This window comes from Nonomuraea sp. NPDC050786, from assembly GCF_040654115.1.
GTDB lineage: Bacteria > Actinomycetota > Actinomycetes > Streptosporangiales > Streptosporangiaceae > Nonomuraea.
In genome coordinates this window covers 160,629-183,060 of sequence record NZ_JBFAHJ010000007.1, presented here as the reverse complement: position 1 = coordinate 183,060, position 22,432 = coordinate 160,629, and the positions used below count along the sequence as shown (strand labels likewise).

Below are 22,432 nucleotides of genomic sequence, written 5' to 3'. Positions count from 1 at the left end.
GTGCGTAAACCGTTGGTGTGCTTGGCTGTGTTAACGCTCACAGCTTCGCTTGCCGCGTCCCCCGCGTCCCCCGCGTACGCCGCGCAGGACGGCCTCGGCATGCCGGTGTTCACCGGCGCCGATCCCGTCCCCGCCGAGCCCGTGGCGTACCACCCGCGCAAGATGATGGACGAGATCTACCGCAAGGAGAAGGGCGGCGACTCGTACTGGATCGACCGCATGCTGGCCCGGCCGGGCGACGACCCGGCGGGCACGTGGTTGATGTCGCGCGGGCGGGCGCTGTTCATGAAGGAGCACGATCCGTCGGTCATCGGGTTCGGCGGGTACGTGGCCTATTGGGAGAGCATCGACAACCGCGGCGCGTACGAGATCTCGCTGGGCAGCGAGTTGAAAGAGGACGTGGCCAAGCGGCTGCAGATGCCCAGCCACTGGACCGGCCAGTACGCGGGCGACGGGCTGTCGGTCGGGGTGAAGAAGTTCATCACGCACGAGAACGTGGCCGTGACGACGCTGGAGATCACCAACACCGGGTCTGCCGCGCGTTCGGTGCCGATCACCGTGACCTCGCCCTACACCAGGACGGCGGAGGGCGACCGGGAGCTGACCGGCACCGTGTTCGCCAAGAACAGGCTGACCACGATCTTCCCCCGGCTCAGTGGTGACGGGTTGAAGGTCGCCGACGGCACCCTGAAGGGCTCGGTGACGGTCGAGCCGGGCAGGACCGTGCGGACCAAGGTGCAGATGGGCTTCGTCACCGAGGAGCTCCCCGGGTCGAGGGCCGAGTACGACGGCTACAAGGGGCGCTCGTCGCAGGACGCGCTGCGCCGCCAGCTCCAGGACTACAACGCCTGGTGGGCCGAGAACCTCCCCTACATCGACGTGCCCGACGAGAACATCAAGAAGTTCGTGTACTACCGCTGGTGGCTCATGCGCTTCAACTTCCTCGACGCCGACATCCCCGGGAACGACTTCCAGTTCCCGACCTCGGTCGAGGGGGCGCTGGGCTACAACAACGCGATCGTGCTGACCGTGCCGATGTTCCTGCAGGACCTCAAGTACCTGCGCGACCCGATCTACTCGTACGGGCCGTGGGTGTCGGCGGGCGAGGTCTCGCGTAACTCGAAGTACAGCGACAATCCGGGCGATCCCGAGAACTGGTCGAACAGCTACACGCAGTACATCTCGGCCTCGGCGCTGGAGAGCTACCAGCTCCACGGCGGGCAGCCGTCGATCCTGCGCAACCTCGCCCGCTACGCCGAGAAGGACGTGTACGGCCAGCTCGACGCGTACGACTCCAACAAGAACGGGGTCATCGAGTACGACCGGGAGTACATGACCGGCAACGACGCCGACGCGGTGTCGTTCCACTACTACGGGCGGGCCAACGAGCGGCTCGAAGGCGCGTACGTGTACGCCAACGCGATGGCGGCGGCGCAGGCGTACGAGCTGACCGGCAATGCGGCCAAGGCCGCGGAGATGCGCGGCGTGGCCGACAAGGTCAGGAACGGCATCCTCACCCTGCTCTGGGACGACAAGGAGAAGCTGTTCAAGCACCGCGACCTCCAGACGGGCAACCTGATCCCGTGGAAGGAGTCGAACAACTACATCCCGTACGCCACCGGGCTCGTGCCGACGGACGACCCGAAGTACCGGGAGGCGCTGCGCCTGTGGACCGACCCCGCGGAATACCCGATATTCCCGGCGTACACCGCCAACCAGAAGGACAAGGCGGAGGCCGCGGCGGCGGGTAACCCCGGCTCCAACAACTTCTCGCAGATCAACTCCACCCGGAACTTCGCGCTGTTCTCCAAGGCGCTGCGGCAGTACACCTCGCCGTACATCACGGCCGACCAGTACAAGCAGCTCCTGTACTGGAACGCCTGGTCACAGTACATCGGCGGCGACACCCGCTACCCCGACGCCAACGAGTTCTGGGCCGACTGGAACCCCGAGACCAAGAGCATCGGCTACCGCTCCTGGATCCACCACACGATCCTGGGCAGCAGCAACTGGACGGTCATCGAGGACGTCATGGGCCTGCGCCCGCGTTCGGACGGCAAGGTCGAGCTCTGGCCGGTGGACATCGGCTGGGACCACTTCACCGTCAACGGCGTCAACTACCGGGGCAGCGACCTGACCATCGTCTGGGACAAGCCGGGCGACGGGACCAGGCACTACGCCGGGGTGCCCGAGGGGTACTCGATCCTGATCGACGGCAAGCGCAAGGTCACCCTGTCCGGGCTCGCGCACGCCGTCTGGGACCCGGCGACCGGCAAGGTCGAGGGCGGCCAGGTCGAGGGCGGCCAGGTCGTCCACGCGGAGAAGGCCGGGTCTATGAAGGCGCCGGCCCAGGTCAAGCTGGCCGGCGACCGCATCGAGGACCTGTTCCAGAAGGCCGGCGTGGACCTGCGCTCCGACCGCCCCAACCTGGTCAGGTCCGCCACCGCCTCCTTCGGCGACGCGGCGGGCGCGGCCGACGGGTTCACGATCAACGAGCCGCACTGGGGCAGCAAGGGCTCCGGCAACGCTCAGGACTGGCTGGCGGCGGACTTCGGCTCGGCCCAGAAGGTCGACCAGGTCAAGCTGTACTTCTACAACGACCGCAAGGCGGGCGGCTACCGCGAGCCCGCCTTCTACACGGTGCAGTACCAGGACGGCGACGCCTGGAAGGACGTGCCGGGCCTGGACAGGAAACCGGTCCGCCCGCGGGCGAACCTCAACGTGCTCCGCTTCCCGGCCGTCACCACGCAGAAGCTGCGGGTGCTGGTCACGCACCAGCCCGGCTACGCGACGGGGCTCAAGGAAGTGCAGGCGTACCTGACGGGCGCCGGTGCCGGGCCGGTCGCCAACAAGGCGCCGTCCGTGGTGGTCGTGCCCGATCCCACGTTCAGCCGCCCGGGCCAGGCCAGGCTCGAAGCGGTGGTCAAGGACGACGGGCTGCCGTCGGGCAAGCTCACGACCCAGTGGGCCACGGTTGACGGGCCCGGTGCGGCGTTCTTCACCAACCCGACGGGCACCGACACGGTGGTCTCGTTCTCCGAGGCGGGCTCGTACCGGCTGAGGCTCACGGCCACGGACGGCGAGAAGAGCACCTCCACGACCGTGACCGTCACCGCGATGCCCCAAGCCGCGCAGGTGAACGTGGCGCCCAAGGCCACGCCCACCGCCTCCTACACCTCGCCGTGGGAGAAGGTCACCGCGATCAACGACGGCATCGACCCACCGCGCTCCAACGACGGGTCCAACCCGCGCTGGGGCACCTGGCCGCAGCAGGGCACGCAGTGGGTGCAGCTCGAATGGCCGTCGCCGGTGCGGTTGAACAAGGCCGACGTGTACTTCTTCGACGACGGCGGCGGCGTCCGCGTGCCCGCCTCGTGGAAGATCCAGCAGTGGGACGGCGACTCGTTCGAGGACGTCACCGGCGCCGCCTCGTACCCCAAGGCGGTCGACGCCTACAACACCGTCTCGTTCGACACGGTCACGACCTCGAAGCTGCGCGTGCAGCTCGAGGCCGACGGGGCGTCGGTGGGGCTGCTGGAGGTCAAGGCCTACGAGGTCCCGCCGGACTCCGTGCGCCCCGTGCACGTCCCCACCCTGGTCGGCGCGCTGCCCAAGCTGCCGGCCACCGTGGAGACCCTGTACGCGGACGGCGCCCGCAGCTCGGCCGCCGTCACCTGGCAGCAGGTGACGGCCGACCAGGTGAGGACCGGCGGCACCAGCTTCACCGTCGTCGGTCTGGCCGAGGGCGTGCGCCGGCCGGCCCAGGCTACCGTGTACGTCCGCACGACGTCGGCGGTGACGATCACCTCGATCGCCGAGGAGGCGGTCACGACCAGCGCCGGGGTCGCCCCCTCGCTGCCCGGGACGGTCGTGGCGACGTACAACGACGGGTCGAAGGACAGCTCCGTGGCGGTCACCTGGGAGGCGATCAGTCCTGACAAGTACGCCCAGCCGGGCACGTTCACGGTGAGCGGCCAGGTAGCGGGCACGACCGTCGCCGCCAAGGCCACGGTCACGGTGGAGTAGCCCCTCGGCTCCCTGCCCTGGCCTCTGCGGGATCGCGGGCCGGGGCAGGGTCTCCCGAGCCGCCGGAAACGATTGGCACGATTATTCCGATAAAGGGGTCATAATCCTCTTTTACGGGAGGCGTGCCTGGCATCGAAGGGGCGGGGGCGACGGAAATGGCTGCGGGATTCGCCGAGACCGCCGGGGAGGCCCCTACGGATGCGGAGGCTTCCAGCGGGGTGACGGAAGCAGGAGCGCTCGGTTTCGGTCGAGTGACGGCCGTGCGGGGCGTCGCCGTCGCCATGGCGGTGCTGTCGCCGCTGCTCATCGTGATCGCGGTGGCCGTATGGGCCGGGCTGCCCGACGCGTGGACGCCCGCCAGGACGGTGAGCCCTCAGACGGCTGCCGGTCTGACGTTCCCCGCGGTGGGCGCGTTCCTCCTGTTCCAGCGCCCCCGGCTGAACCTGGCGTGGCTCATGTGCGCGGGCGGCCTCGCGGCGGCGATCAGCGACCTCTCGCAGGCGCTGATGTTCCGCGCCGCCGCCGACGGAGAGTTCCTCCTCGCGGGCTACCTGCGCCTGCCGGCCCAGCTCGGGTGGGCGGTGTGCGGCGTGACGCTCACGATGGTCCTGCCGCTGTACTCGCCCGACGGCCGGCTGCCCTCGCCTCGCTGGCGGTGGGCCGTGCTGCTGGGCTTCGCCTCGATCACGACCGACTTCCTGCGCGCCGTGCTCCGCGTGCCGCCGGTCCACACGCCGTACCCGCGGGCGATCCCCAACCCGCTGCAGGTCCTCGCGCTCGCCCCGTACGCCGAGACGGTCTCGGTGATCGCCTGGACGGGGATCTACGTCTCCATGGCGCTGGCGGCGCTGTCGCTGGCCGTGCGGTTGCGGCGGGCGGACTCCGTCACCAGGCGGCAGATCGGCTGGCCGCTGCTGGCGTTCGCCGGGTACATCCTCTTCCTGATCCTGACCGCGTTCGTGCCCGAGGTCGCGTGGATCGCGATCGGCTGGGCGACGCTCATCCCGGTCGCGACGGCGTTCTCCGTGATGCGCTACCGGCTCTACGGGATCGACACGGTGATCAGCCGGGCGTTCGTGGCCGCCGGGGTGGTGGCCGTGATCAGCGCCGTCTACTTCGGCGCGGGGGCGCTGTCGAGCCTGCTGGTCTCCGGGTACGGCCAGGTGGCCAGCGTCGCCGCCGCGCTGTTCGCCGGCGCGTTCTTCCAGCCGCTGCGGCGCGCGCTGCAGCGGGCCGTGGACCGGCTCCTGTACGGGGCCGTCGGCGACCCCGGCCTGCTGGCGGAGCGCCTGACCCAGGCGCTGCGGCGCGGCGACCCGGCCAGGGCGCTGAACTCGGTGGTGAGTGTGCTGCGCGACGGGCTGGCGGTCGAGGGCGTGGCCGTGGAGGTGGCCGACGGCGAGCCCCGTTACATCGAGAGCGGCCGGGTGGGCGCCGACGTCCGCGAGGTGCCGCTGATCTGGCATGGCGAGCGCGTCGGCCGCCTGCTCGTCGGGCCTCCGGGCCCGCGCCGCTTCCCCGCCGCGCACAACGAGCGCGTGCTGGCCACGCTCACGCCGTACGCGGCGGACGTGGCGCACGCGGTGCGGATGGCCGCGGACCTGCAACGTTCCAGGGAACGCATCCTGACCACCCGGGAGGAGGAGCGCCGCCGCCTGCGCCGCGACCTGCATGACGGGCTCGGCCAGACCCTCTCGGCCATGGCGATGACCATCAACATGGCCCGGATCAGCCTCAAGAAGTCACCGGAGGCGGCCGACGAGCTGCTGCGCGAGCTGCACGCCGGCATGGGCGCGGTCACGGGGGACATCCGCGAGCTCGTGTACGGCCTGCGCCCGCCCGCGCTCGACGACCTGGGCCTGGTGCGCGCGGTGGAGGAGCTGGCGGAGCAGTCCTGGCCGCCCGCCGAGGTCGAGGTGGAGGGGGACCTGTCAGAGCTGCCCGCGGCCGTCGAGGTGGCGGTCTACCGGATCGTCCAGGAGGCCCTCACCAACGTCCGGCGGCACGCCCAGGCCGCCACCGCCCGGATCGTCCTGCAGCGGGAGCCGTCGGTGCTGCGCGTGCTGATCGCCGACGACGGCAAGGGACTGCCCGAGGAGCACCGCGCGGGCGTGGGGCTCGGGTCGATGCGCGAGCGCGCGGCGGAGCTGGGCGGGATCTGCGTGGTCAACGGCGAGCCCGGCGCCGGAACCCGCGTGGAGGTCATGCTCCCCCTCCTGACCGCGCGTGAGGTGGCCTGAGACGCGCCTTTGCGGGCAGCTGGCCAGGGGGAGTCGATCCCCAGGGAGGCCGAGATGCGTTCATCGATCCCTTTGGGCCGCATCAAGGGCGTGCAGGTGGGGCTGAACGTCAGCGTGCTGGTGATCGTCGCGATCCTGGTGGTCGGGCTGGCCTACGGGCGCTTCCGCGCCGTCTTCCCCGGTCACTCCCTGCCCGTCTACCTGCTGGCCGGGCTGGTGGCGGCCGTGCTGTTCATGGGCTCGCTGCTCGCGCACGAGCTGGCGCACGCGATCATGGCGCGGCGCGAGGGCATCGAGGTGGAGCGGATCACGCTCTGGCTGCTGGGTGGGGTGGCGGAGCTGCGTGGCGAGCCACGTACGCCAGGCGCGGATCTGCGGATCGCGGTGGTGGGCCCGGCGACGAGCCTGGTCGCCGGGCTGGTGTTCGGGGCGGCGTGGCTGGGCGCGGGGCTGGTCTTGGGCGCGTCGCTGGTGGCGGAGGTGTTCAAGTACCTGGCCGCGGTGAACGTGCTGCTCGCCGTCTTCAACCTGATCCCGGCCGCGCCGCTGGACGGCGGGCGGGTGCTGCGGGCGGTCCTGTGGATGCGCTGGCACGACCGGGCGCGGGCGGCGATCACCGCCGCGCGGGCCGGACGCTGGTTCGGGTACGCGCTCATCGTGCTGGGATTCCTCCAGGTGGCCACCGGGAGCAGCCTCAACGGGCTGTGGTACGCGCTGATCGGCCTCTTCCTGGTGAGCGCCGCCACCGCCGAGGAGCAGCAGACCCGGCTCGGCACCGCCCTGCGCGGGATCCGCGTCGTGGACGCGATGACGGCACAGCCCGTGGTCGCCTCGCCGGAGGAGACCGTGTCCGGGCTCGTCGAGCGCGTGGTGCTGCGGCACCGGCTGTCCACGTATCCACTGGTGGGTGTGGACGGATCCTTCCGCGGCATGGTGACGCTCAACCGGATCCGCGAGGTGAAGCCGGAGCTGCGCGACACCGTACGGCTCGCGGACATCGCCTGCCCGCCGCAGGACGTGCCTCAGGCCAGGCCCGACGAGCCGCTGACCGACCTGCTGGCCAGGATGCCGGGGCGCGCCGACGGGCGGGCGGTCGTGCTCGATCCGGCCGGCCGGCTGGTCGGGCTGCTGACGCCCACGGACATCAGCAGGACGGTCCAGACGGCCGATCTGCGCAGCGCGCTGTCGGGGCCGCGGGGCACGGACCTCATGCCGCCCTACCACGGCCATCACCGCGACGCGGCCTGAGCGTGTGCAATCGCTTGCAGGATCGCCCGCCCATCGTGGCGTCGGCGACGTCGCCCAGTGAAGGAGCCCGTTGGCGGCCCTGTGCCGTCTGCGTACTTTGATAGGTTGTCGGCAGGTGTGCCGGGAAGTCTGGTCGGCGATCGTTCCGCTGTTGCCGACTGTCGACGTTCCGGAGGTCTCATGACCGTCACCGCGTGGGTGGCGGTGGTGGCCTTTCTCGGCGCGTACACGCTGATCGCCACCGAGAAGGTGCACCGGGTCGCCGCGGCGCTCGGCGGCGCCGGCGTCATGCTGCTGATCCACGCCACCGACGCGGGCGCGGCGTTCTTCGACGAGCAGACCGGGATCGACTGGAATGTGATCTTCCTGCTGCTCGGCATGATGGTCATCGTCGGCGTCCTGAAACAGACCGGGGTATTCGAGTATCTGGCGATCTGGGCGGCGAAACGCGCCAGAGGGCGGCCGTTCCGGCTCATGGTGCTGCTCATCGTCATCACCGCGGCCGCCTCCGCGCTGCTGGACAACGTGACCACCGTGCTGCTGATCGCCCCCGTGACGTTCCTGGTGTGCGAGCGGCTGTCGGCGCCCGTGGCCCCGTTCCTGATCGCCGAGGCCATGGCGGCCAACATCGGCGGCGCGTCCACGCTGGTCGGCGACCCGCCGAACATCATCATCGCCAGCCGCGGCGGCCTGACCTTCAACGACTTCCTCGTCCACATGGCGCCGCTGATCGTCGTCCTGCTGGTGGTGTTCGTCGGGCTGTGCAGGTGGCTGTTCAGGGAGGCGTTCCGGTACGACCCCGAGCGGGCCGCGGAGATCATGACGTTGAACGAGCGGGAGGCCATCGCCGACCGCAGGCTCCTGTGGCAGTCGCTCGCCGTGCTGGCCCTGGTGATGGCGGCGTTCGTGCTGCACCCCGTGCTGCACTACGCGCCGTCCGTGGTGGCGCTGCTCGGCGCGGGGGTGCTGGTGGCGGCCACGAAGGTGTCGACCGAGGAGGCCATCGGCGAGGTCGAGTGGCCGACACTCGTGTTCTTCGCCGGGCTGTTCGTCATGGTCGGGTCGCTGGTGGAGACCGGGGTCATCGGCCAGGTCTCCAAGGCCGCCTCCGAGGCCACCCACGGGCAGCTCGGCCTGACCACGATGCTGCTGCTCTGGGTCTCGACCGGCCTGTCGGCCGTCGTGGACAACATCCCGTACGTCGCCACCATGAGCCCCATCGTGGCCGACCTCGTGCAGGCCAACGGGGGCAGCGGTCCCGCGCAGGTGCTGTGGTGGGCGCTGGCCGTCGGGGCCGACCTGGGCGGGAACGCCACGGCCGTCGGGGCGGCGGCCAACGTCGTCATTCTCGGCATCGCCGCCCGCAACGGCACCCCGATCAGCTTCTGGCAGTTCACCAGGTACGGGCTGGTGGTCACGTTCGTGACCGTGGCGCTGTCGGTGCCGTATCTGTGGCTCCGCTACCTCACCTGAGCGGCAGCACGTCCACGCCGCGTTCGCCGTCGCCGCGCGGGCCGAAGATGCGGCGTTCGCCCTCCTCGATGCGCACGTCGTTGATGCTCGCCTCCCTGCGCCGCATCAGCCCCGACTCGTCGAACTCCCACTGCTCGTTGCCGTAGCTGCGCCACCACTGCCCGGTGACGTCGCGCGACTCGTACTGGAAGCGGACCGCGATGCGGTTGCCGAGCACGGCCCACAGCTCCTTGCGCAGGGCGTAGTCCAGCTCCCTGTCCCACTTCCGGCGCAGGAAGGCCCTGATCTCGTCGCGGCCCGTCACGAACTCGTCGCGGTTGCGCCACACCGAGTCCTCCGTGTACGCCGCCGCGACTCGGTCGGGGTCGCGCGTGTTCCAGGCGTCCTCGGCGGCCTGCACCTTGACGCGGGCGCTCTCCTCGGTGAACGGCGGGACCGGCGGCTTCGGCATGATCGTCTCCAGGCGGGGCTTCACAGCGGCAGCAGCTTATCCAGCGTGATCGGCAGGTCGCGGACCCGCTTGCCCGTGGCGTGGCGCACGGCGTTCGCCACGGCCGCGCCGACTCCCGTGATGCCCACCTCGCCGACCCCGCGCAGCCCGAGCGGCATCGTCGGGTCCGGTTCGTCCAGGCAGTGCACGTCGATGCGCGGGATGTCGGCGTGGACGGGCACGTGGTACTCGGCCAGGCTCGCGTTCACGACGCGCCCGGTGCGCTGATCGATCAGCGTCTCCTCCGACAGCGCCAGGCCGATGCCCATCACGATGCCCCCGCGCAGCTGACTGGCCACCGTCTTGGCGTTGATCACCGTGCCGACGTCGAACACGCCCACCCAGCGCGACACCCGTACCTCGCCGGTGTCCCGGTCCACCCGCACCTCGCAGAACTGCGCCCCGCACGCCGCCTTCACCCACCGCCGCTGGTCGCGCACGGCCTTCGCCAGGAACCTGAGCATGCCCATCCCCGCCGCGGCCTCCAGGTGGTCGCGGCCGGCGCGGGTCAGGATCGCCGCGTACGTCTCCCCGCGGGAGCCCTGGTAGAGACCGCCGTCCCGGGCCTCCGGAGAGGTCACCCCGCGCAGCGGGGAGCCCGGTGACTTCCGGGCCAGGTCGAGGGCGGCGCGCTTCAGCTTGCGGCAGGCCGCCAGCACGCCGGCCGCCGCGCTCGCCGTCTGTCCCGAGCCGCCCGCCATCGGGGCCTCCGGCAGCTCGGAGTCGCCGACCTCGACGCGTACCGACTCCAGCGGCACCCCCAGCTCGTCCGCGGCGATCTGCGCCTGCGCGGTCGCCGCGCCCACGCCGATCTCCTGCAGGCCGCACCGCACCACGACCCCGCCGTCCGCGCCCAGCCGTACGGTGACGTTCGCCGGGAGCTGGAACGACGGGTGGTACGCCGACGCGACCCCCATGCCGACCAGCCACCGCCCGTCCCTCATGGAGCCGGGCCGCGGATCGCGCTCGCGCCAGCCGAACCGCTCCGCCCCCAGCTCGTACGCCTCGCGCAGCATCCGGTTCGCGAACCGCTTGCCGTCCACCGGGTCCCGCGCCGGCTCGTTGCGCATCCGCAGCTCGATCGGGTCCATGCCCAGCTCGCAGGCCAGCTCGTCCATGGCCGACTCCAGGGCGAAGGTGCCGATGGACTCGCCGGGGGCCCGCATGAACGTGTTGGGCAGCAGGTCGAGCCGGACGAGGCTCTGGCGCAGGCGGATGTTCGGGGAGTCGTACAGGTGCCGGGAGGCCGCGGTGATCTGCTCCGGCATGCCGCCGGCGCGGCCGGTCCTCGCCACGCTGGTGTGGATCAGCGCGGTCAGCTTCCCGTCGGACTCCGCGCCCAGCGCGACCCGCTGGGTGCTCGGGGTCCGGCCCCCGACCGTGTGGTAGACGGCCGCCCGGGTGAGCGCCAGCCGCACCGGGCGCCCGGTGGCCCGGGCGGCCAGCACGGCGAGGAGCGTGCCCGCCCAGACCGAGCCCTTGCCGCCGAACCCGCCGCCCACGTAGGGGGAGAGGACGCGGATGTTCCGCTGCGGAACGCCGAACCGCTGCGCGAGGTGGCTGCGCAGCCACGCGATGCTCTGCGTGCTCTCGTGCACGGTCAGGCGGTCGCCGTCCCACGCGGCGGTCGTCGCGTGCGGCTCGATCGCGTTGTGGCTGTGCGGCGGCGTGGAGAAGCGCAGGTCCACCGAGACCGGCGCGGCCGCCAGCGCCGCCTCGGCGTTCCCCTTGTCCGTCGCCGCGGGCCGGATCGCGCTGCTCTTCTGCGGGGTGGCGTTCGGCTCCTCGGCCGCGAAGTCCACCACGGCGGGCAGTTCCTCGTACGTGGGCCGCACCAGGTCCGCCGCGTGCCGCGCCGCCTCGGGCGACTCGGCCACCACGACCGCCACGGGCTGGCCGTTCCAGTGCACCTCGTCCGTGGCCAGGTAGTTGACCGACGTCCCGGTGACCATCGTGCTGGGGTTCAGCAGGCTCTGGGCGGGCGGGGGCTTCATGGTCGGGGCGTTCTCGTGCGTGAGAACGTCGATCACGCCTTTCACGGCCCGCGCCGCCTCGGTGTCGATGGCGGTGATGCGGCCTCGGGGGATGGTGGCGTGCACGAGCGCGGCGTGGGCGAGGTCCGGGTAGGGGTGCTCGGCCGCGTAACGGGCCTGCCCGGTGGTCTTGGCCCGGCCGTCCAGCCGGTCGACGGGGCGGCCGACGTACTTCTCACTCATCCTTCTCACTCATCCGTAAGCTCCCTCAACGTGGCCACGATCGTGGCCCGGGCCAGCCCCACCTTGAACGCGTTGCCCGGCCGCGTGGTCGCGGGCGCCAGCTCGGCCTCGGCCGCCCGGCCGAACGCCTCCTCGGTCGCCGGGCCGCCGACCAGGAGCCGCTCCGCCTCGCGGGCGCGCCACGGCTTGGTCGCGACGCCGCCCAGCGCCAGCCGGGCCGCCGTCACGGTCCCGTCCCGCACCTCCAGCGCCGCCGCGACGGAGACCAGGGCGAACGCGTACGACGCCCGGTCGCGTACCTTCCGGTAACGGGAGTTGGCCGCGACCGGCGCGGGCGGCAGCTCGACCGCCGTGACCAGCTCGTCCTCGGCCAGCGCGGTCTCGACCTGCGGCGTGTCGCCGGGCAGCAGGTGGAAGTCCGCCAGCGGGATCCGCCGCGTGCCGCGCACGCTCGTGACCTCGACCGTGGCGTCCAGTGCGGCGAGCGCCACGCACATGTCGGAGGGATGCGTGGCGATGCAGCTCTCGCTCACGCCCAGGACGGCGTGCCCGCGTGTGAACCCGTCGAGCGCGTCGCAGCCGGCGCCCGGCTCGCGCTTGTTGCAGGCATACGCCTGGTCGTAGAAGTAGCGGCATCGGGTGCGTTGCAGCAGGTTGCCGCCCACGGTGGCCATGTTGCGCAGCTGCGGCGAGGCTCCGGCGAGTATCGCCTGCGACAGTACCGGGTAGGCGGCGCGGACGCGGCGGTCGGCGGCCAGGGCGCTGTTGCGCACCAGCGCGCCGATCCGCAGCCCGCCGCCGGGCAGCTCGTCCACCTCGTCGAGCGGCAGCCCGGTGATGTCGACCACCGTCTCAGGACGTTCGATGCCCTCGCGCATGAGGTCGACCAGGTTGGTGCCGCCGCCGAGGAGCTTCGCGCCCGGGCCGGCGGCCGCCACGGCCTCGGCGAGGTCGAGCGGCTTCACGTACGCGAACGGCCTCATGGCGCCTCCTGCGCGGCGACGTCCTTGATGGCGTCGAGGATGCCGTTGTAGGCGCCGCAGCGGCACAGGTTCCCGCTCATGCGCTCTCTGATCTCGTCGTCGGTCAGCTGCGTGCCGCCCTGGCGCGGGGTGACGGAACTGGGCATGCCCGCGGCGTGCTCGGCCAGCATGGCGACGGCCGAGCAGATCTGGCCCGAGGTGCAGTAACCGCACTGGAGCCCGTCATGGCGCACGAACGCCTGCTGCATCGGGTGCGTGTCCGCACGGTCCTTGGCGATCCCCTCGATCGTGGTGATCTCCTTGTCCGCGTACTGCATGGCCAGGGCCAGGCAGGCGTTGATCCGCACGCCGTCCGCGAGGACGGTGCAGGCGCCGCACGCGCCCTGGTCGCAGCCCTTCTTCGGGCCGGTCAGCCCCAGGTGGTCGCGCAGGGCGTCGAGCAGGCTCACCCACGGCTCGATGTCGAGCGACTCGACCACGCCGTTCACCCGCATCCGTATCTGGGTCACTCTTCCCCCCTCAGTCCGGAACCCTGACGCTAACAGAACGGCGTTTCCTTAACAAGGGAACGGTGTTCTTTAAAGCGGGGATGGCTATGCTGGGGCGCGACATGACGCGGGCATTCGTCCGGGCCAGGCGGCCGGAGCACAAGCAGCAGCGGCGCGAGGCGATCCTCGCGGCCGCTCGCGAGCTCGCCGTCGCTTCCGGGGTGCGCAACGTCAGCCTGGGTGCGGTCGCGGAGGCCGTCGGGCTGGCGAAATCCAACATCATGCGATATTTCGGGACCCGCGAGGAGATCTTCCTCATCCTCGCCGCCGAGGAGTGGCGCCAGTGGTCGGCGGCCGTCACCGCCCGGCTCGAGGTCTCCGGCGACGTCCCGGTGGTCCTCGCGGAGACGCTCGCGGACCGGCCGCTCCTCTGCGACCTCCTCGGCCACACTGCGACCACGCTGGAGCAGAACGTGTCCGTCGAGGCGGCCCGTGCGTTCAAGCGCACCATCCTGGCCGTCGTCGCCGACCTCGGCGCGCAGGTCGCCCGCGTCACGGGCCTTCGCGACCGGGAGGGCGTGGACCTGGTCTCCGCCGCCAGCATCCTGGCCGGCGCCCTCTATCCGGTGTCGAACCCCTCGCCGGCACTCGCCGAGCTGTACGCCCAGGACCCCGAGGTGGCCGCGGCCTGCCCGGACTTCCTCCCGACCATCGTCCGCGCACTCAAGGCGCTCCTCGCGGGGCTCCCCACGCTCAGGGAGGACTGAGCTCCGGCAGTCGCCGGCTGTCGGTTGAAATGCTGTGTAATGTCGGTGCTGGATGTCATAAATGTCGGCCCAGCGGCATGGAGCCGGTCGACGAGCACCGCCCTGCGCGTCGCCCCGCGCCGTTGGTTGGCCAGCACGCGGCGGGCCACGCCGTAAAGCCACAGCAGCGCCCTGTCACCCTCGGGAACGTCGCCGATGCGCCGCCAGGCGGTGAGGAACGTCTCGGAGATGATGTCGGCCGTGTCGTCGGGGGAGCCGGTACGGCGGGTGGCGTACTGATGGATCGCCGGGTAGTAGGCGTCATAGATCGCCTCGAAGCGATCTCGCTGTGTCACAGAGTCTCCTAGCCGAAGGGTGCCGGACACCTGGGTAAGTGTCCGGCGCACTCCGACGTGTTGCAGCGAGCTTCGAGCCGTTGGACGGGCGTTACTCGCTGTAGTTCTTGCCGAGGGGCTTGCCGGGGATCGGCTTGGCGACGAGAGCGACGGGGATGAAGAAGCAGATCTGGCTGATCGCCATGGTGAGCGTCCAGAGCGCCTTGTCGTCGTAGAGGGCGTGGGCCCTGGCGAACAGCTCGTCGGGGACGCGCTCCCCGTACGGGTTGGGGGTGAGGATGGCCTCCACCAGCTCCAGCGCGACCCGCTCGGTGTCGGTGAAGTAGGGGGCGTTCCGCCAGGACGCCACGGCGGTGATGCGCTCCTCTGTCTCCCCGGCCTTGCGGAGGTTACCGGTCTGGCGGACGGTGTGGTACGTGCTGCCGACGATCTGCCCGGCGCGGAGCTGCACCAGGCCGATGGTGGTCCGCGGGATCGACCCGTTGTGGGTGGCCTTGGCCATGGCTCCGGCTATCGTCGCCACCTCGGGGAGGAACTGGGCGGGATTGGGCAGACGCGACTGGAACTCGTCCTGCTCGGCGATCGTGGGTGCGGACATGGTGAGGTCTTCCTCTCTCGCATGCTGGATGCTGTCACTGGAGTACGACGTCACCACCGTGGGAAATGTGAGGCGGCGCGCCGACCTCACACTTCGGTGCGCTGTCTCGTCGAGCGGGTGACGGCACGATGCGACAAAGGAAAGTCGGCGACACCATGACCACCCCTTCCGAGCCGGGACACGCCCCGGCCGATCAGAGCCTGAGCGCGATCATGAGCGAGCGGCGTCATCTGATCAATCTGGCCTATCGCCTGCTCGGCTCGCTGGCCGACGCCGAGGACGTCGTCCAGGAGACGTACACGCGCTGGTACGCCATGTCCCGGCAGCAGCAGGAGGCGGTCGAATCGCCCGGCGCCTGGCTGACGAAGGTCGCCAGCCGCATCTGCCTCGACCTGCTGAGATCGGCACGGTCCCGGCGGGAGCGCTACGTGGGCGAATGGATCCCCGAGCCGCTGCCCGAGCGTACGGACTGGATCAGCGTGCTGCCCGCCGGGGACCCGGCCGACCGGGTCACCCTCGACGAGTCGGTCAACATGGCCTTCCTCGTCGTGCTCGAGGCGATGACCCCGGCGGAGCGCGTCGCGTTCATCCTGCACGATGTCTTCCACTACTCCTTCGTCGAGGTGGCCGACATCGTCGGCCGCACCCCGGCGGCCTGTCGCCAGCTCGCCACCTCGGCCCGCCGCCGCATCAGCGCCTCGCAGGCTCCCGCGACTTCCGCGGCCAAGAGCGCCGGCGTCGTCAGGGAGTTCAAGCAGGCGTGGGAGGCCAAGGACATCAAGGCCCTCATGGCCCTCCTCGACCCCGACGCCACGGTGATCGCCGACGGCGGTGGCCTGGTCAGCGCCGTACTGCACCCGATCGAGGGCAGCGCGCGGATCGCCCGGTTCACTCTGAACCTCGCCGGCAGGACGCCCGACATGACGTTCCTGGAGCGTACGGTCAACGGCCAGCCGGGTCTGGTGGCTCAGCAGGACGGCGTCACCGTGGCGGTGATCGCGTTCGAGATCGTGGGCGACCGGATCAAGAACATGTGGGCGGTGCGCAACCCGGAGAAGCTCCGGCCGTGGGCCATGGACGCAGAGGGCGCCGAACTGTGAAGTCACCCGTGTTCCTGCGCATCGCGATCGCCCTGCAGACCCTGACCCTCTTCGCCGCGCCGATCACCGCCGGGCTGCTGCTCACCGTGCCTGTCGGACGGACGTTGCACAGCGTTTCGGCGTACGGCGTGTTCACCGCGACGCTGCTGCATCTGATCATCGCGATCCTGATGTGGCAGCCGGGCGGCGGCTCGCCCAGGCCCATTCTGTACGCGGCCGTGCTCTTCGGTCTCACGCTGGCGCAGATAGCGCTGGGCATCGCGCAGGTGAAGACCGTGCACGTCCCCTTGGGCGCGCTGCTGTTCGGGATGAGCCTCCTGCAGCTCAGCCAGGTGGTGGCCGGCCGCCGCACCTGAGCCACCCGGAATTTGGGCATTTACGAGATCCGATTTATTGGTTAAGAAGGTTTATTAACGAATAGATCGGCCTTGGGAGGCCCCGTGGCGCGCTCTCGGCTCATCCTCATCCTGCTGTCGGCCTGCGCATTACTGGTGAACGCCGGAGGCGTCGCCCTGGCCGTGGCCCCGGCCGCGCAGGCCGTACCGGCGCCGACGTCGCTGACCGGATACAAGATCCAGTCCTCGGCGAAGGTGCCGGACTCCGGGGCCGCGATCTCCACGCCCGGTTATGCGGCCGCCGGCTGGTACGCGGTCGGCCCGCGCTCGACCGTGCTGGCCGGGTTGCTGCAGAACAACGTCTATCCGGACCCGTTCTACTCCACGAACATGGCGTCGATCCCGACGGCGGACTTCGACGTGCCGTGGTGGTACCGCTCGGACTTCACCCTGGGCAGCGAGTCGGGACTGCGGACGTTCCTCGACGTCAGCGGTGTGATCTCCAGCGCCGACGTGTGGGTGAACGGCACCCAGGTCGCCACTGCCGCCCAGGTGGCGGGGGCCTACACGAGGAATGAGCGGGACATCACCGCCCTGGTGCACCCGGGCGTCAACTCCGTGGCCTTCCGGGTGAACCCGAACAACCCCGACAACCACCTCACGATCGGCTGGATCGACTGGGTGCAGGTGCCGCGCGACGACAACATGGGCATCTTCCGCGACGTCGTGATCAGGCGCAGCGGCGACGTCTCGCTCCGCGACGCGCACGTGCTCACGGACCTGGCGGTGCCCGCGCTCGACCGCGCCGACCTCACGATCAAGGCCGACGTGCGCAACGGCACGGGCAGCCCGGTGACCGCCACGGTCAAGGGCACGATCGGCTCGCTCGCGTTCTCCCAGGACGTCACGCTGGCCGCGAACCAGACCAAGCGGATCACGTTCAACCAGACGCTGACCGGCCCGCAGGTGTGGTGGCCGCACACGATGGGCGCGCAGCCGCTCTACGACCTGACCCTCACGGCGACGGTCGGCGGCGTGGAGAGCGACACGCTGACCCAGCGCTTCGGCGTCCGCAAGATCGAGTCGGGCAGGAACGCCGCCGGGCGCCGCTTCTACAAGATCAACGGCAGGCCGATCCTGATCAGAGGCGGTGGCTGGTCTCCCGACATCTTCCTCCGAAAGAACCTGACCTACCTGGAGGACCGGATCCGCTACGTCAAGGACCTCGGCCTCAACACGATCCGCGTCGAAGGCCACCTGGACACCGACGAGCTCTACGACCTGGCCGACAGGTACGGCATCCTGACCATGCCCGGCTGGGAGTGCTGCGACAAGTGGGAGGGCTCGTTCAGCAGCTCCGACTATCCGATCGCCAAGGCGTCCATGCAGGCGGAGGCCACGCGGTTACGCAACCACCCCAGCGTGATCTCGTTCCTGATCGGCTCGGACAACCCGCCGACGGCGCAGAAGGAGACCGGCTACCTCGACGCGCTCACGGCCGCCGAGTGGCAGCTCCCGGTCGTGCCCGTGGCCTCCGACAAGTCCAGCCCGCAGCTGGGCAACTCGGGCATGAAGATGCCCGGACCGTATGACTGGGTGCCGCCGAGCTACTGGTACAACAAGCGCGAAGGCGGGGCGTTCGGCTTCAACTCCGAGACCAGCGCGGGCCCCGACGTGCCGACGCTCGACTCGCTCAAGCGGATGATGACCTCCGCGCAGATCGACTCGCTCTGGAAGAGCCCGAGCGCGACCCAGTATCACCGCTCGCCGTCGGGCACGTTCGACGACCTGACGATCTATCACAACGCCCTCAGGGGCAGGTACGGCGTGCCGTCCGGGCTGGCGGACTACGTGAAGAAGGCGCAGCTCGCCCAGTACGAGGCGGTGCGAGCGCAGTTCGAGGCCTACGGCCGTAACTTCACGGACTCGTCCAACCCGTCCACGGGCGTCATCTACTGGATGCTCAACAGCGGCTGGTCGTCGCTCCACTGGCAGCTCTTCGACTACTACCTGGACCAGGGCGGCTCCTACTGGGGCGCCCGCGAGGCCAACAAGCCGCTGCACGTGCAGTACTCGTACGACAACAAGTCCGTCGTCGTGGTCAACTCCGGCGTCTCGCCCGCCTCGGGCCTGACCGTCAAGACCGACGTGTTCACCATCGACGGGGCCGCCAAGTACACCAACACGGCGACGGTCAGCGTCCCCGCCGACGGGGGCAGGGCCACCGCGGTGACCGTACCGTCGATCAGCGGTCTTTCCACGACCTATCTGGTACGGCTGACGCTGCTCCGCGGCGGCCAGGAGATCGACCGCAACGTCTACTGGCTGTCCAAGTCCGACGACGTGATCGACTGGGAGAACAACGACTGGTACTACGTCCCGACCTCCCGCTACGCCGACCTGACCGGACTCAACGGGCTGGCCCAGGCCCCGATCACGGCCACCGCCTCGGCGCCCTCGCCGGGGACGGTCACCGTGACCGTCAGGAACACCGGCACCGGCGCGATCCCCGCCTTCATGCTGGACGCCCACGTGGTGGACGCGGCAGGCAGGCCGGTGCTGCCGATCCAGTGGTCGGACAACGCGATCAGCCTCTGGCCAGGGGAGTCCAAGACGCTCATGGCCACGTACCGGGCCTCCGACCTGACCGGTTCCGCGAGCGTACGGGTGGCCGGGTGGAACACGGCGACACTCACCGTGCCGACCGGGCCGCCCGACACCGAGAGCCCGGCCGCGCCCGGCAGCCTGCGCACCACCGGCAAGACCGCCTCCAGCGTCTCGCTGGCCTGGGACGCCGCCACCGACAACGTCGGCGTCACCGGCTACGACGTCTACAACGGCACCGCCCTCGCCACGACGGTCACCGGCACCACGGCCACGGTCTCCGGCCTGGCGGCGGGCACGGCGTACACGTTCACGGTCAGAGCGCGCGACGCCGCGGGCAACTCCTCCGGCCCGTCGAACGCCGTCACCGAGACCACCGGCAGCGGTCCGGCCGTCTACCAGGCGGAGGACGCGACGATCTCGCAGGGCGTGGTGGAGTCCAACCACGAGGGCTACACCGGCACGGGGTTCGTGAACTACGACAACGTGACGGGCAGCTACGTCGAGTGGACGGTGAACGCCGCCGCGGCCGGCCCGGCCACCCTGGAGTTCCGCTTCGCCAACGGCACCACGACGAACCGGCCGATGGCCATCGCGGTGAACGGCACCACGGTCACCCGCGACTTTCCCGGCACCGGCGCCTGGATCACCTGGCAGACGGTCACCGTGGCCGCCGACCTCGTCCAGGGAGTGAACAAGATCAGAGCCACGGCCACCACGTCGAACGGAGGCCCCAACGTCGATCGGCTCGCGGTGAACTGACCCGGGTCCCTACCCCCGAACGCGGGTGAACGTGGCGGTGCGGATGCCGCGCCGCAGAAGGGCGGGAAGGCAGAGGACCGTGCCGAGCGCGCCGATCCACACCGTGACCTCCAGGCCGCCGAGCGCGGTGGTGGCGGAGGCGAGCAGGGCCCCGAGCGCGACCGCGCCCCACAGCTGGAAGCGCTGCACGGCGGAGACCCTCCCGAGAAGCTCGGGAGGGGTCTGCGTCTGGCGCAGGGTCATCGAGGTGGGACTGAACGCGCCCTCGCCCACGCAGTGCACGATGCTGCCGGCGACCAGGCCGATCGCCCCCAGCCCGGTGTGCGTGCCCAGCACGGGCATGGCCACGATGCCCAGCACCGACACGGTGGCGGCGAGCACCAGCGCGCGCGGGCTGCCGAGCCGCCTGATGAGCACGGAGGAGGCGAGGTTGCCGATCGGGTAGCCGGCCGCGGCGGCGCCCACCACGATCCCGATCCACTGCGGGGAGAGCCCCAGCACGTTGCGGCAGTACAGGACCAGGCTGGTCTCGACCATGGAGAGGAACAGGACGTAAACGGTGCCGCACGCCAGGACCGGCTCCAGGACCGGGTGCCCGAGCGCGAACCTGAGCCCGGCCGCGACGTCCCGCCGTACCCAGCCCCGCTCCCGCACGGTGACGGCGGGCGGCGCCTCCCGGTGCCGGATCAGGACGAGCGTCACGACCGAGGCGGCGAAGCTCAGGGTGTTGGCCAGGAGCGCGCCGACCACGCCGAGCAGGCCGATGACCGGGCCCGCGGCCATCGGCCCGACGGCCTTGGCGGTCGACTCCGACAGCGCCAGGCGGGTGTTCCCGGTGTGCAGCTCGCCCGGGTCAGGGAAGAGCCCGGGCAGATACGAGGTGTACGCGACCTGGAAGAACACCACGGCGCAGCCGCTCAGCAGAACCAGCGCGAACAGCAGGGGGAAGCTGAGCACGCCGGTGGCCGCCGAGACCCAGATCGCGCCGAACGCGACCACCTGCACGCCGTCACAGACGAGCATGACGGTACGGCGCGGCAACCGGTCCACGATGGCGCCCGCCGGCAGGCCGAGCGGCAGGAAGGGCAGGAACAGGGCGAACGGCAGCAGCGCCGCCTGGGCCGGACTCGCCCCCAGCACCGTCACCGCGAGCAGGGGCAGCGCCAGCGTCATGAACTGGTCCCCGAACAGCGACAAGGACTGCCCCGCCCACAGCAGCCCGAAGTCACGGCGGGCCCGGGTACGCCCGGCCCCTTCCACCAAGGACGTCATGTCTGGTGCCAGAAGTCACGCAGCAGCGAGTGGACGGTTTCGGCCTCCTCGACATGGCCGAACGAGCCGCTCCGCTCCAGCATGTGGAAACGGGCCTGGGGCGCGAAGCGCCGGAAGTCACCCTGCAGCGCCGGGTGCAACGCCCGGTCGTAGCGGCCGGCCAGCACCATCAGGGGAACGCCGATCTCCTTGAGCCGGGGACGGAAGTCCGGGATCCTGGCCACCTCGCCGCCGACCATGAAGTCGACATCGTCGCCGCAGAAGATCGGATACAGCTCCTGGTTCCTGGCGCCGGGCTCGTCGGCCAGCAGGGAGGCGTTGCCGGGATCGTAGAACCGGACCAGGGCCGCCGCCTTGGCGAACTCCCGCCTGAGCGGCTCGTCGGTGGAGCGCAGTCCCTGCAGCCGCAGCGACTGGATCCGCTCCCACCCCTCGGGGAGCTGAGTGGCCAGCTCACGGTTGATGTTGGCGTGGTTGAGCTGCCACATCTCGGGGCTGTGCAGGGTGTTGGCCAGGGTGACGGTACGCGCCATGACAGGGTGGTCGAGGGCGATCGCCTGGGCGATCAGGCCGCCGTACGAGAAGCCGTACAGGTGTGCGGGGCCCAGCTGCTCGAGCAGCGCGACCACGTCGGCGACGTCGTCGGCGAAGGTGATCTCGGTGAGGTCCTGAGCACGGTCGGAACGGCCGCGGCCGTACAGGTCCACGTAGATCACTTTGTGGTCCACGGCCAGTGCGTCGAAGTGCGGGTGGAAGATCACATGCGAGCCCGCGGGGCCCAGCCCTGCGAGCAGCAGGACGGCGTCGCCCTCTCCGTGCTGCTCCACCCATATGCGCCGCCCGCGGACCTCGTACGCCCGGCCAGGGGGATGTTCAATCATGGCGTTCATCTTGGTCAAGCCGGGAGCCGGACCGACGGCGGATATCGGACCTCTCACTCGGCCCGGTCCAGATAATCCACAACGAAACTAGAATGGGTCCATGACCGCAATGGCGCCATCGCGCGCGGAGCCCGACCTGTCGTTCCTGCTCGACCACACCAGCCACGTGCTGCGTACGCAGATGGCCGCGGCGCTGGCCGAGATCGGGCTGACCGCCCGCATGCACTGCGTGCTGGTCCACGCGATCGAGGAGGAGCGCACGCAGATCCAGCTCGCGGAGATCGGTGACATGGACAAGACCACGATGGTGGTCACCGTGGACGCCCTGGAGAAGGCCGGGCTGGCCGAGCGCCGCCCGTCCAGCACCGACCGGCGGGCCAGGATCATCGCGGTCACCGAGGCGGGCAGGGAGATGGCCGAGCGCAGCCAGCGGATCGTGGACGGCGTGCACCGCAAGGCACTCGACGCGCTGCCGGAGGACGAGCGCGAGGTGCTGCTTCGTGCCATGAACCGGCTGGTCGAAGGGCACCTCTCCACCCCGATGGAGACGCCGCGGCCGGCCCGGAGAGCTCGACAGTAGGTCCGATAGGGATCGTCTACAACGAAACTATCTG

The 22,432-nt window shown here is 70.6% G+C and carries 16 protein-coding genes and 1 pseudogene; 9 read left to right on the top strand and 8 right to left on the bottom strand.

The genetic code is table 11. The features are described 5' to 3' along the window. Positions 1-27 precede the first annotated feature (27 nt). The 4 genes from AB0H84_RS16305 (at position 28) to AB0H84_RS16290 (ending at position 8,987) form a co-directional block, all read left to right on the top strand. Positions 28-4,026 carry an Ig-like domain-containing protein gene (locus tag AB0H84_RS16305; protein ID WP_357603997.1) on the top strand — a complete coding sequence of 1,333 codons (3,999 nt, stop codon included), beginning with the start codon at positions 28-30 and terminating at the stop codon, positions 4,024-4,026. Positions 4,027-4,286: 260 nt separating this feature from the next. Further along, on the top strand, positions 4,287-6,266 hold the full coding sequence (locus tag AB0H84_RS16300; RefSeq protein ID WP_357603996.1) for a sensor histidine kinase: 1,980 nt from the start codon (positions 4,287-4,289) through the stop codon (positions 6,264-6,266). 54 nt (positions 6,267-6,320) lie between these two features. Beyond that, positions 6,321-7,514, top strand: coding sequence for a site-2 protease family protein (locus AB0H84_RS16295; protein ID WP_357603994.1), 1,194 nt, complete (start codon positions 6,321-6,323; stop codon positions 7,512-7,514). A 180-nt stretch (positions 7,515-7,694) separates the two neighbouring features. Beyond that, on the top strand, positions 7,695-8,987 hold the full coding sequence (locus AB0H84_RS16290; protein ID WP_357603992.1) for an ArsB/NhaD family transporter: 1,293 nt from the start codon (positions 7,695-7,697) through the stop codon (positions 8,985-8,987). Here AB0H84_RS16290 and AB0H84_RS16285 read toward each other — a convergent pair. The 4 genes from AB0H84_RS16285 to AB0H84_RS16270 are packed head-to-tail and all read right to left on the bottom strand — an operon-like array spanning position 8,980 to position 13,170. Continuing rightward, the gene (locus AB0H84_RS16285) at positions 8,980-9,438 is read right to left on the bottom strand and encodes a nuclear transport factor 2 family protein (protein WP_357604286.1); all 459 of its coding nucleotides are present in this window, start codon (positions 9,436-9,438) and stop codon (positions 8,980-8,982) included. The two genes, AB0H84_RS16290 and AB0H84_RS16285, sit on opposite strands and share 8 nt — an antisense overlap. Before the next feature lie 20 nt (positions 9,439-9,458). After that, positions 9,459-11,693, bottom strand: a complete 2,235-nt coding sequence (locus AB0H84_RS16280; RefSeq protein ID WP_357603990.1) for a xanthine dehydrogenase family protein molybdopterin-binding subunit — start codon at positions 11,691-11,693, stop codon at positions 9,459-9,461. A 5-nt stretch (positions 11,694-11,698) separates the two neighbouring features. After that, positions 11,699-12,676 (bottom strand): xanthine dehydrogenase family protein subunit M, encoded by a 978-nt coding sequence (locus tag AB0H84_RS16275; protein ID WP_357603988.1) that lies wholly within the window; start codon positions 12,674-12,676, stop codon positions 11,699-11,701. Then, positions 12,673-13,170, bottom strand: a complete 498-nt coding sequence (locus AB0H84_RS16270) for a 2Fe-2S iron-sulfur cluster-binding protein (protein ID WP_357604284.1) — start codon at positions 13,168-13,170, stop codon at positions 12,673-12,675. The genes AB0H84_RS16275 and AB0H84_RS16270 overlap by 4 nt, the downstream gene beginning before the upstream one ends. Before the next feature lie 116 nt (positions 13,171-13,286). Between AB0H84_RS16270 and AB0H84_RS16265 the strand changes: the two genes are divergently transcribed. Further along, complete coding sequence (locus tag AB0H84_RS16265) at positions 13,287-13,931, top strand: TetR family transcriptional regulator (RefSeq protein WP_357603986.1); 645 nt, start codon at positions 13,287-13,289, stop codon at positions 13,929-13,931. 116 nt (positions 13,932-14,047) lie between these two features. On the opposite strand, the pseudogene AB0H84_RS16260 reads toward AB0H84_RS16265, so the two are convergent. Then, positions 14,048-14,266, bottom strand: a pseudogene (locus AB0H84_RS16260) (sigma factor); the annotation flags it as partial. 91 nt (positions 14,267-14,357) lie between these two features. Continuing rightward, positions 14,358-14,864, bottom strand: coding sequence for a carboxymuconolactone decarboxylase family protein (locus AB0H84_RS16255; protein WP_357603985.1), 507 nt, complete (start codon positions 14,862-14,864; stop codon positions 14,358-14,360). A gap of 155 nt (positions 14,865-15,019) precedes the next feature. Between AB0H84_RS16255 and sigJ the strand changes: the two genes are divergently transcribed. The 3 genes from sigJ (at position 15,020) to AB0H84_RS16240 (ending at position 19,665) form a co-directional block, all read left to right on the top strand. Beyond that, on the top strand, positions 15,020-15,964 hold the full coding sequence (gene sigJ / locus AB0H84_RS16250) for an RNA polymerase sigma factor SigJ (RefSeq protein WP_357603983.1): 945 nt from the start codon (positions 15,020-15,022) through the stop codon (positions 15,962-15,964). Next, positions 15,961-16,320, top strand: coding sequence for a hypothetical protein (locus tag AB0H84_RS16245; RefSeq protein WP_357603981.1), 360 nt, complete (start codon positions 15,961-15,963; stop codon positions 16,318-16,320). The genes sigJ and AB0H84_RS16245 overlap by 4 nt, the downstream gene beginning before the upstream one ends. Before the next feature lie 84 nt (positions 16,321-16,404). Continuing rightward, the gene (locus AB0H84_RS16240) at positions 16,405-19,665 is read left to right on the top strand and encodes a fibronectin type III domain-containing protein (protein WP_357603979.1); all 3,261 of its coding nucleotides are present in this window, start codon (positions 16,405-16,407) and stop codon (positions 19,663-19,665) included. Positions 19,666-19,674: 9 nt separating this feature from the next. Here the strand turns inward: AB0H84_RS16240 and AB0H84_RS16235 are convergent, their stop codons facing one another. Together AB0H84_RS16235 and AB0H84_RS16230 are read right to left on the bottom strand one after the other, a co-directional pair. Then, entirely contained in the window at positions 19,675-20,937 is a 1,263-nt protein-coding gene (locus AB0H84_RS16235) for an MFS transporter (protein WP_357603978.1), read from the bottom strand. Further along, positions 20,934-21,818 (bottom strand): alpha/beta hydrolase, encoded by an 885-nt coding sequence (locus AB0H84_RS16230; RefSeq protein ID WP_357603976.1) that lies wholly within the window; start codon positions 21,816-21,818, stop codon positions 20,934-20,936. The genes AB0H84_RS16235 and AB0H84_RS16230 overlap by 4 nt, the downstream gene beginning before the upstream one ends. A gap of 100 nt (positions 21,819-21,918) precedes the next feature. On the opposite strand from AB0H84_RS16230, the gene AB0H84_RS16225 reads away from it, so the two are divergent. Beyond that, the gene (locus AB0H84_RS16225; RefSeq protein ID WP_357603975.1) at positions 21,919-22,398 is read left to right on the top strand and encodes a MarR family winged helix-turn-helix transcriptional regulator; all 480 of its coding nucleotides are present in this window, start codon (positions 21,919-21,921) and stop codon (positions 22,396-22,398) included. The last annotated feature ends 34 nt before the right edge of the window (positions 22,399-22,432 follow it).

What these genes read in the sequence shown, in the direction of transcription:
- AB0H84_RS16295 (WP_357603994.1), top strand. Translation starts at nt 6,321, where the DNA reads ATGCGTTCATCGATCCCTTTGGGCCGCATCAAGGGCGTGCAGGTGGGG.
- AB0H84_RS16290 (WP_357603992.1), top strand. Translation starts at nt 7,695, where the DNA reads ATGACCGTCACCGCGTGGGTGGCGGTGGTGGCCTTTCTCGGCGCGTAC.
- AB0H84_RS16285 (WP_357604286.1), bottom strand. Translation starts at nt 9,438, where the DNA reads ATGCCGAAGCCGCCGGTCCCGCCGTTCACCGAGGAGAGCGCCCGCGTC.
- AB0H84_RS16280 (WP_357603990.1), bottom strand. Translation starts at nt 11,693, where the DNA reads ATGAGTGAGAAGTACGTCGGCCGCCCCGTCGACCGGCTGGACGGCCGG.
- AB0H84_RS16275 (WP_357603988.1), bottom strand. Translation starts at nt 12,676, where the DNA reads ATGAGGCCGTTCGCGTACGTGAAGCCGCTCGACCTCGCCGAGGCCGTG.
- AB0H84_RS16270 (WP_357604284.1), bottom strand. Translation starts at nt 13,170, where the DNA reads ATGCGGGTGAACGGCGTGGTCGAGTCGCTCGACATCGAGCCGTGGGTG.
- AB0H84_RS16265 (WP_357603986.1), top strand. Translation starts at nt 13,287, where the DNA reads ATGACGCGGGCATTCGTCCGGGCCAGGCGGCCGGAGCACAAGCAGCAG.
- AB0H84_RS16255 (WP_357603985.1), bottom strand. Translation starts at nt 14,864, where the DNA reads ATGTCCGCACCCACGATCGCCGAGCAGGACGAGTTCCAGTCGCGTCTG.
- sigJ (WP_357603983.1), top strand. Translation starts at nt 15,020, where the DNA reads ATGACCACCCCTTCCGAGCCGGGACACGCCCCGGCCGATCAGAGCCTG.
- AB0H84_RS16235 (WP_357603978.1), bottom strand. Translation starts at nt 20,937, where the DNA reads ATGACGTCCTTGGTGGAAGGGGCCGGGCGTACCCGGGCCCGCCGTGAC.
- AB0H84_RS16230 (WP_357603976.1), bottom strand. Translation starts at nt 21,818, where the DNA reads ATGATTGAACATCCCCCTGGCCGGGCGTACGAGGTCCGCGGGCGGCGC.
- AB0H84_RS16225 (WP_357603975.1), top strand. Translation starts at nt 21,919, where the DNA reads ATGACCGCAATGGCGCCATCGCGCGCGGAGCCCGACCTGTCGTTCCTG.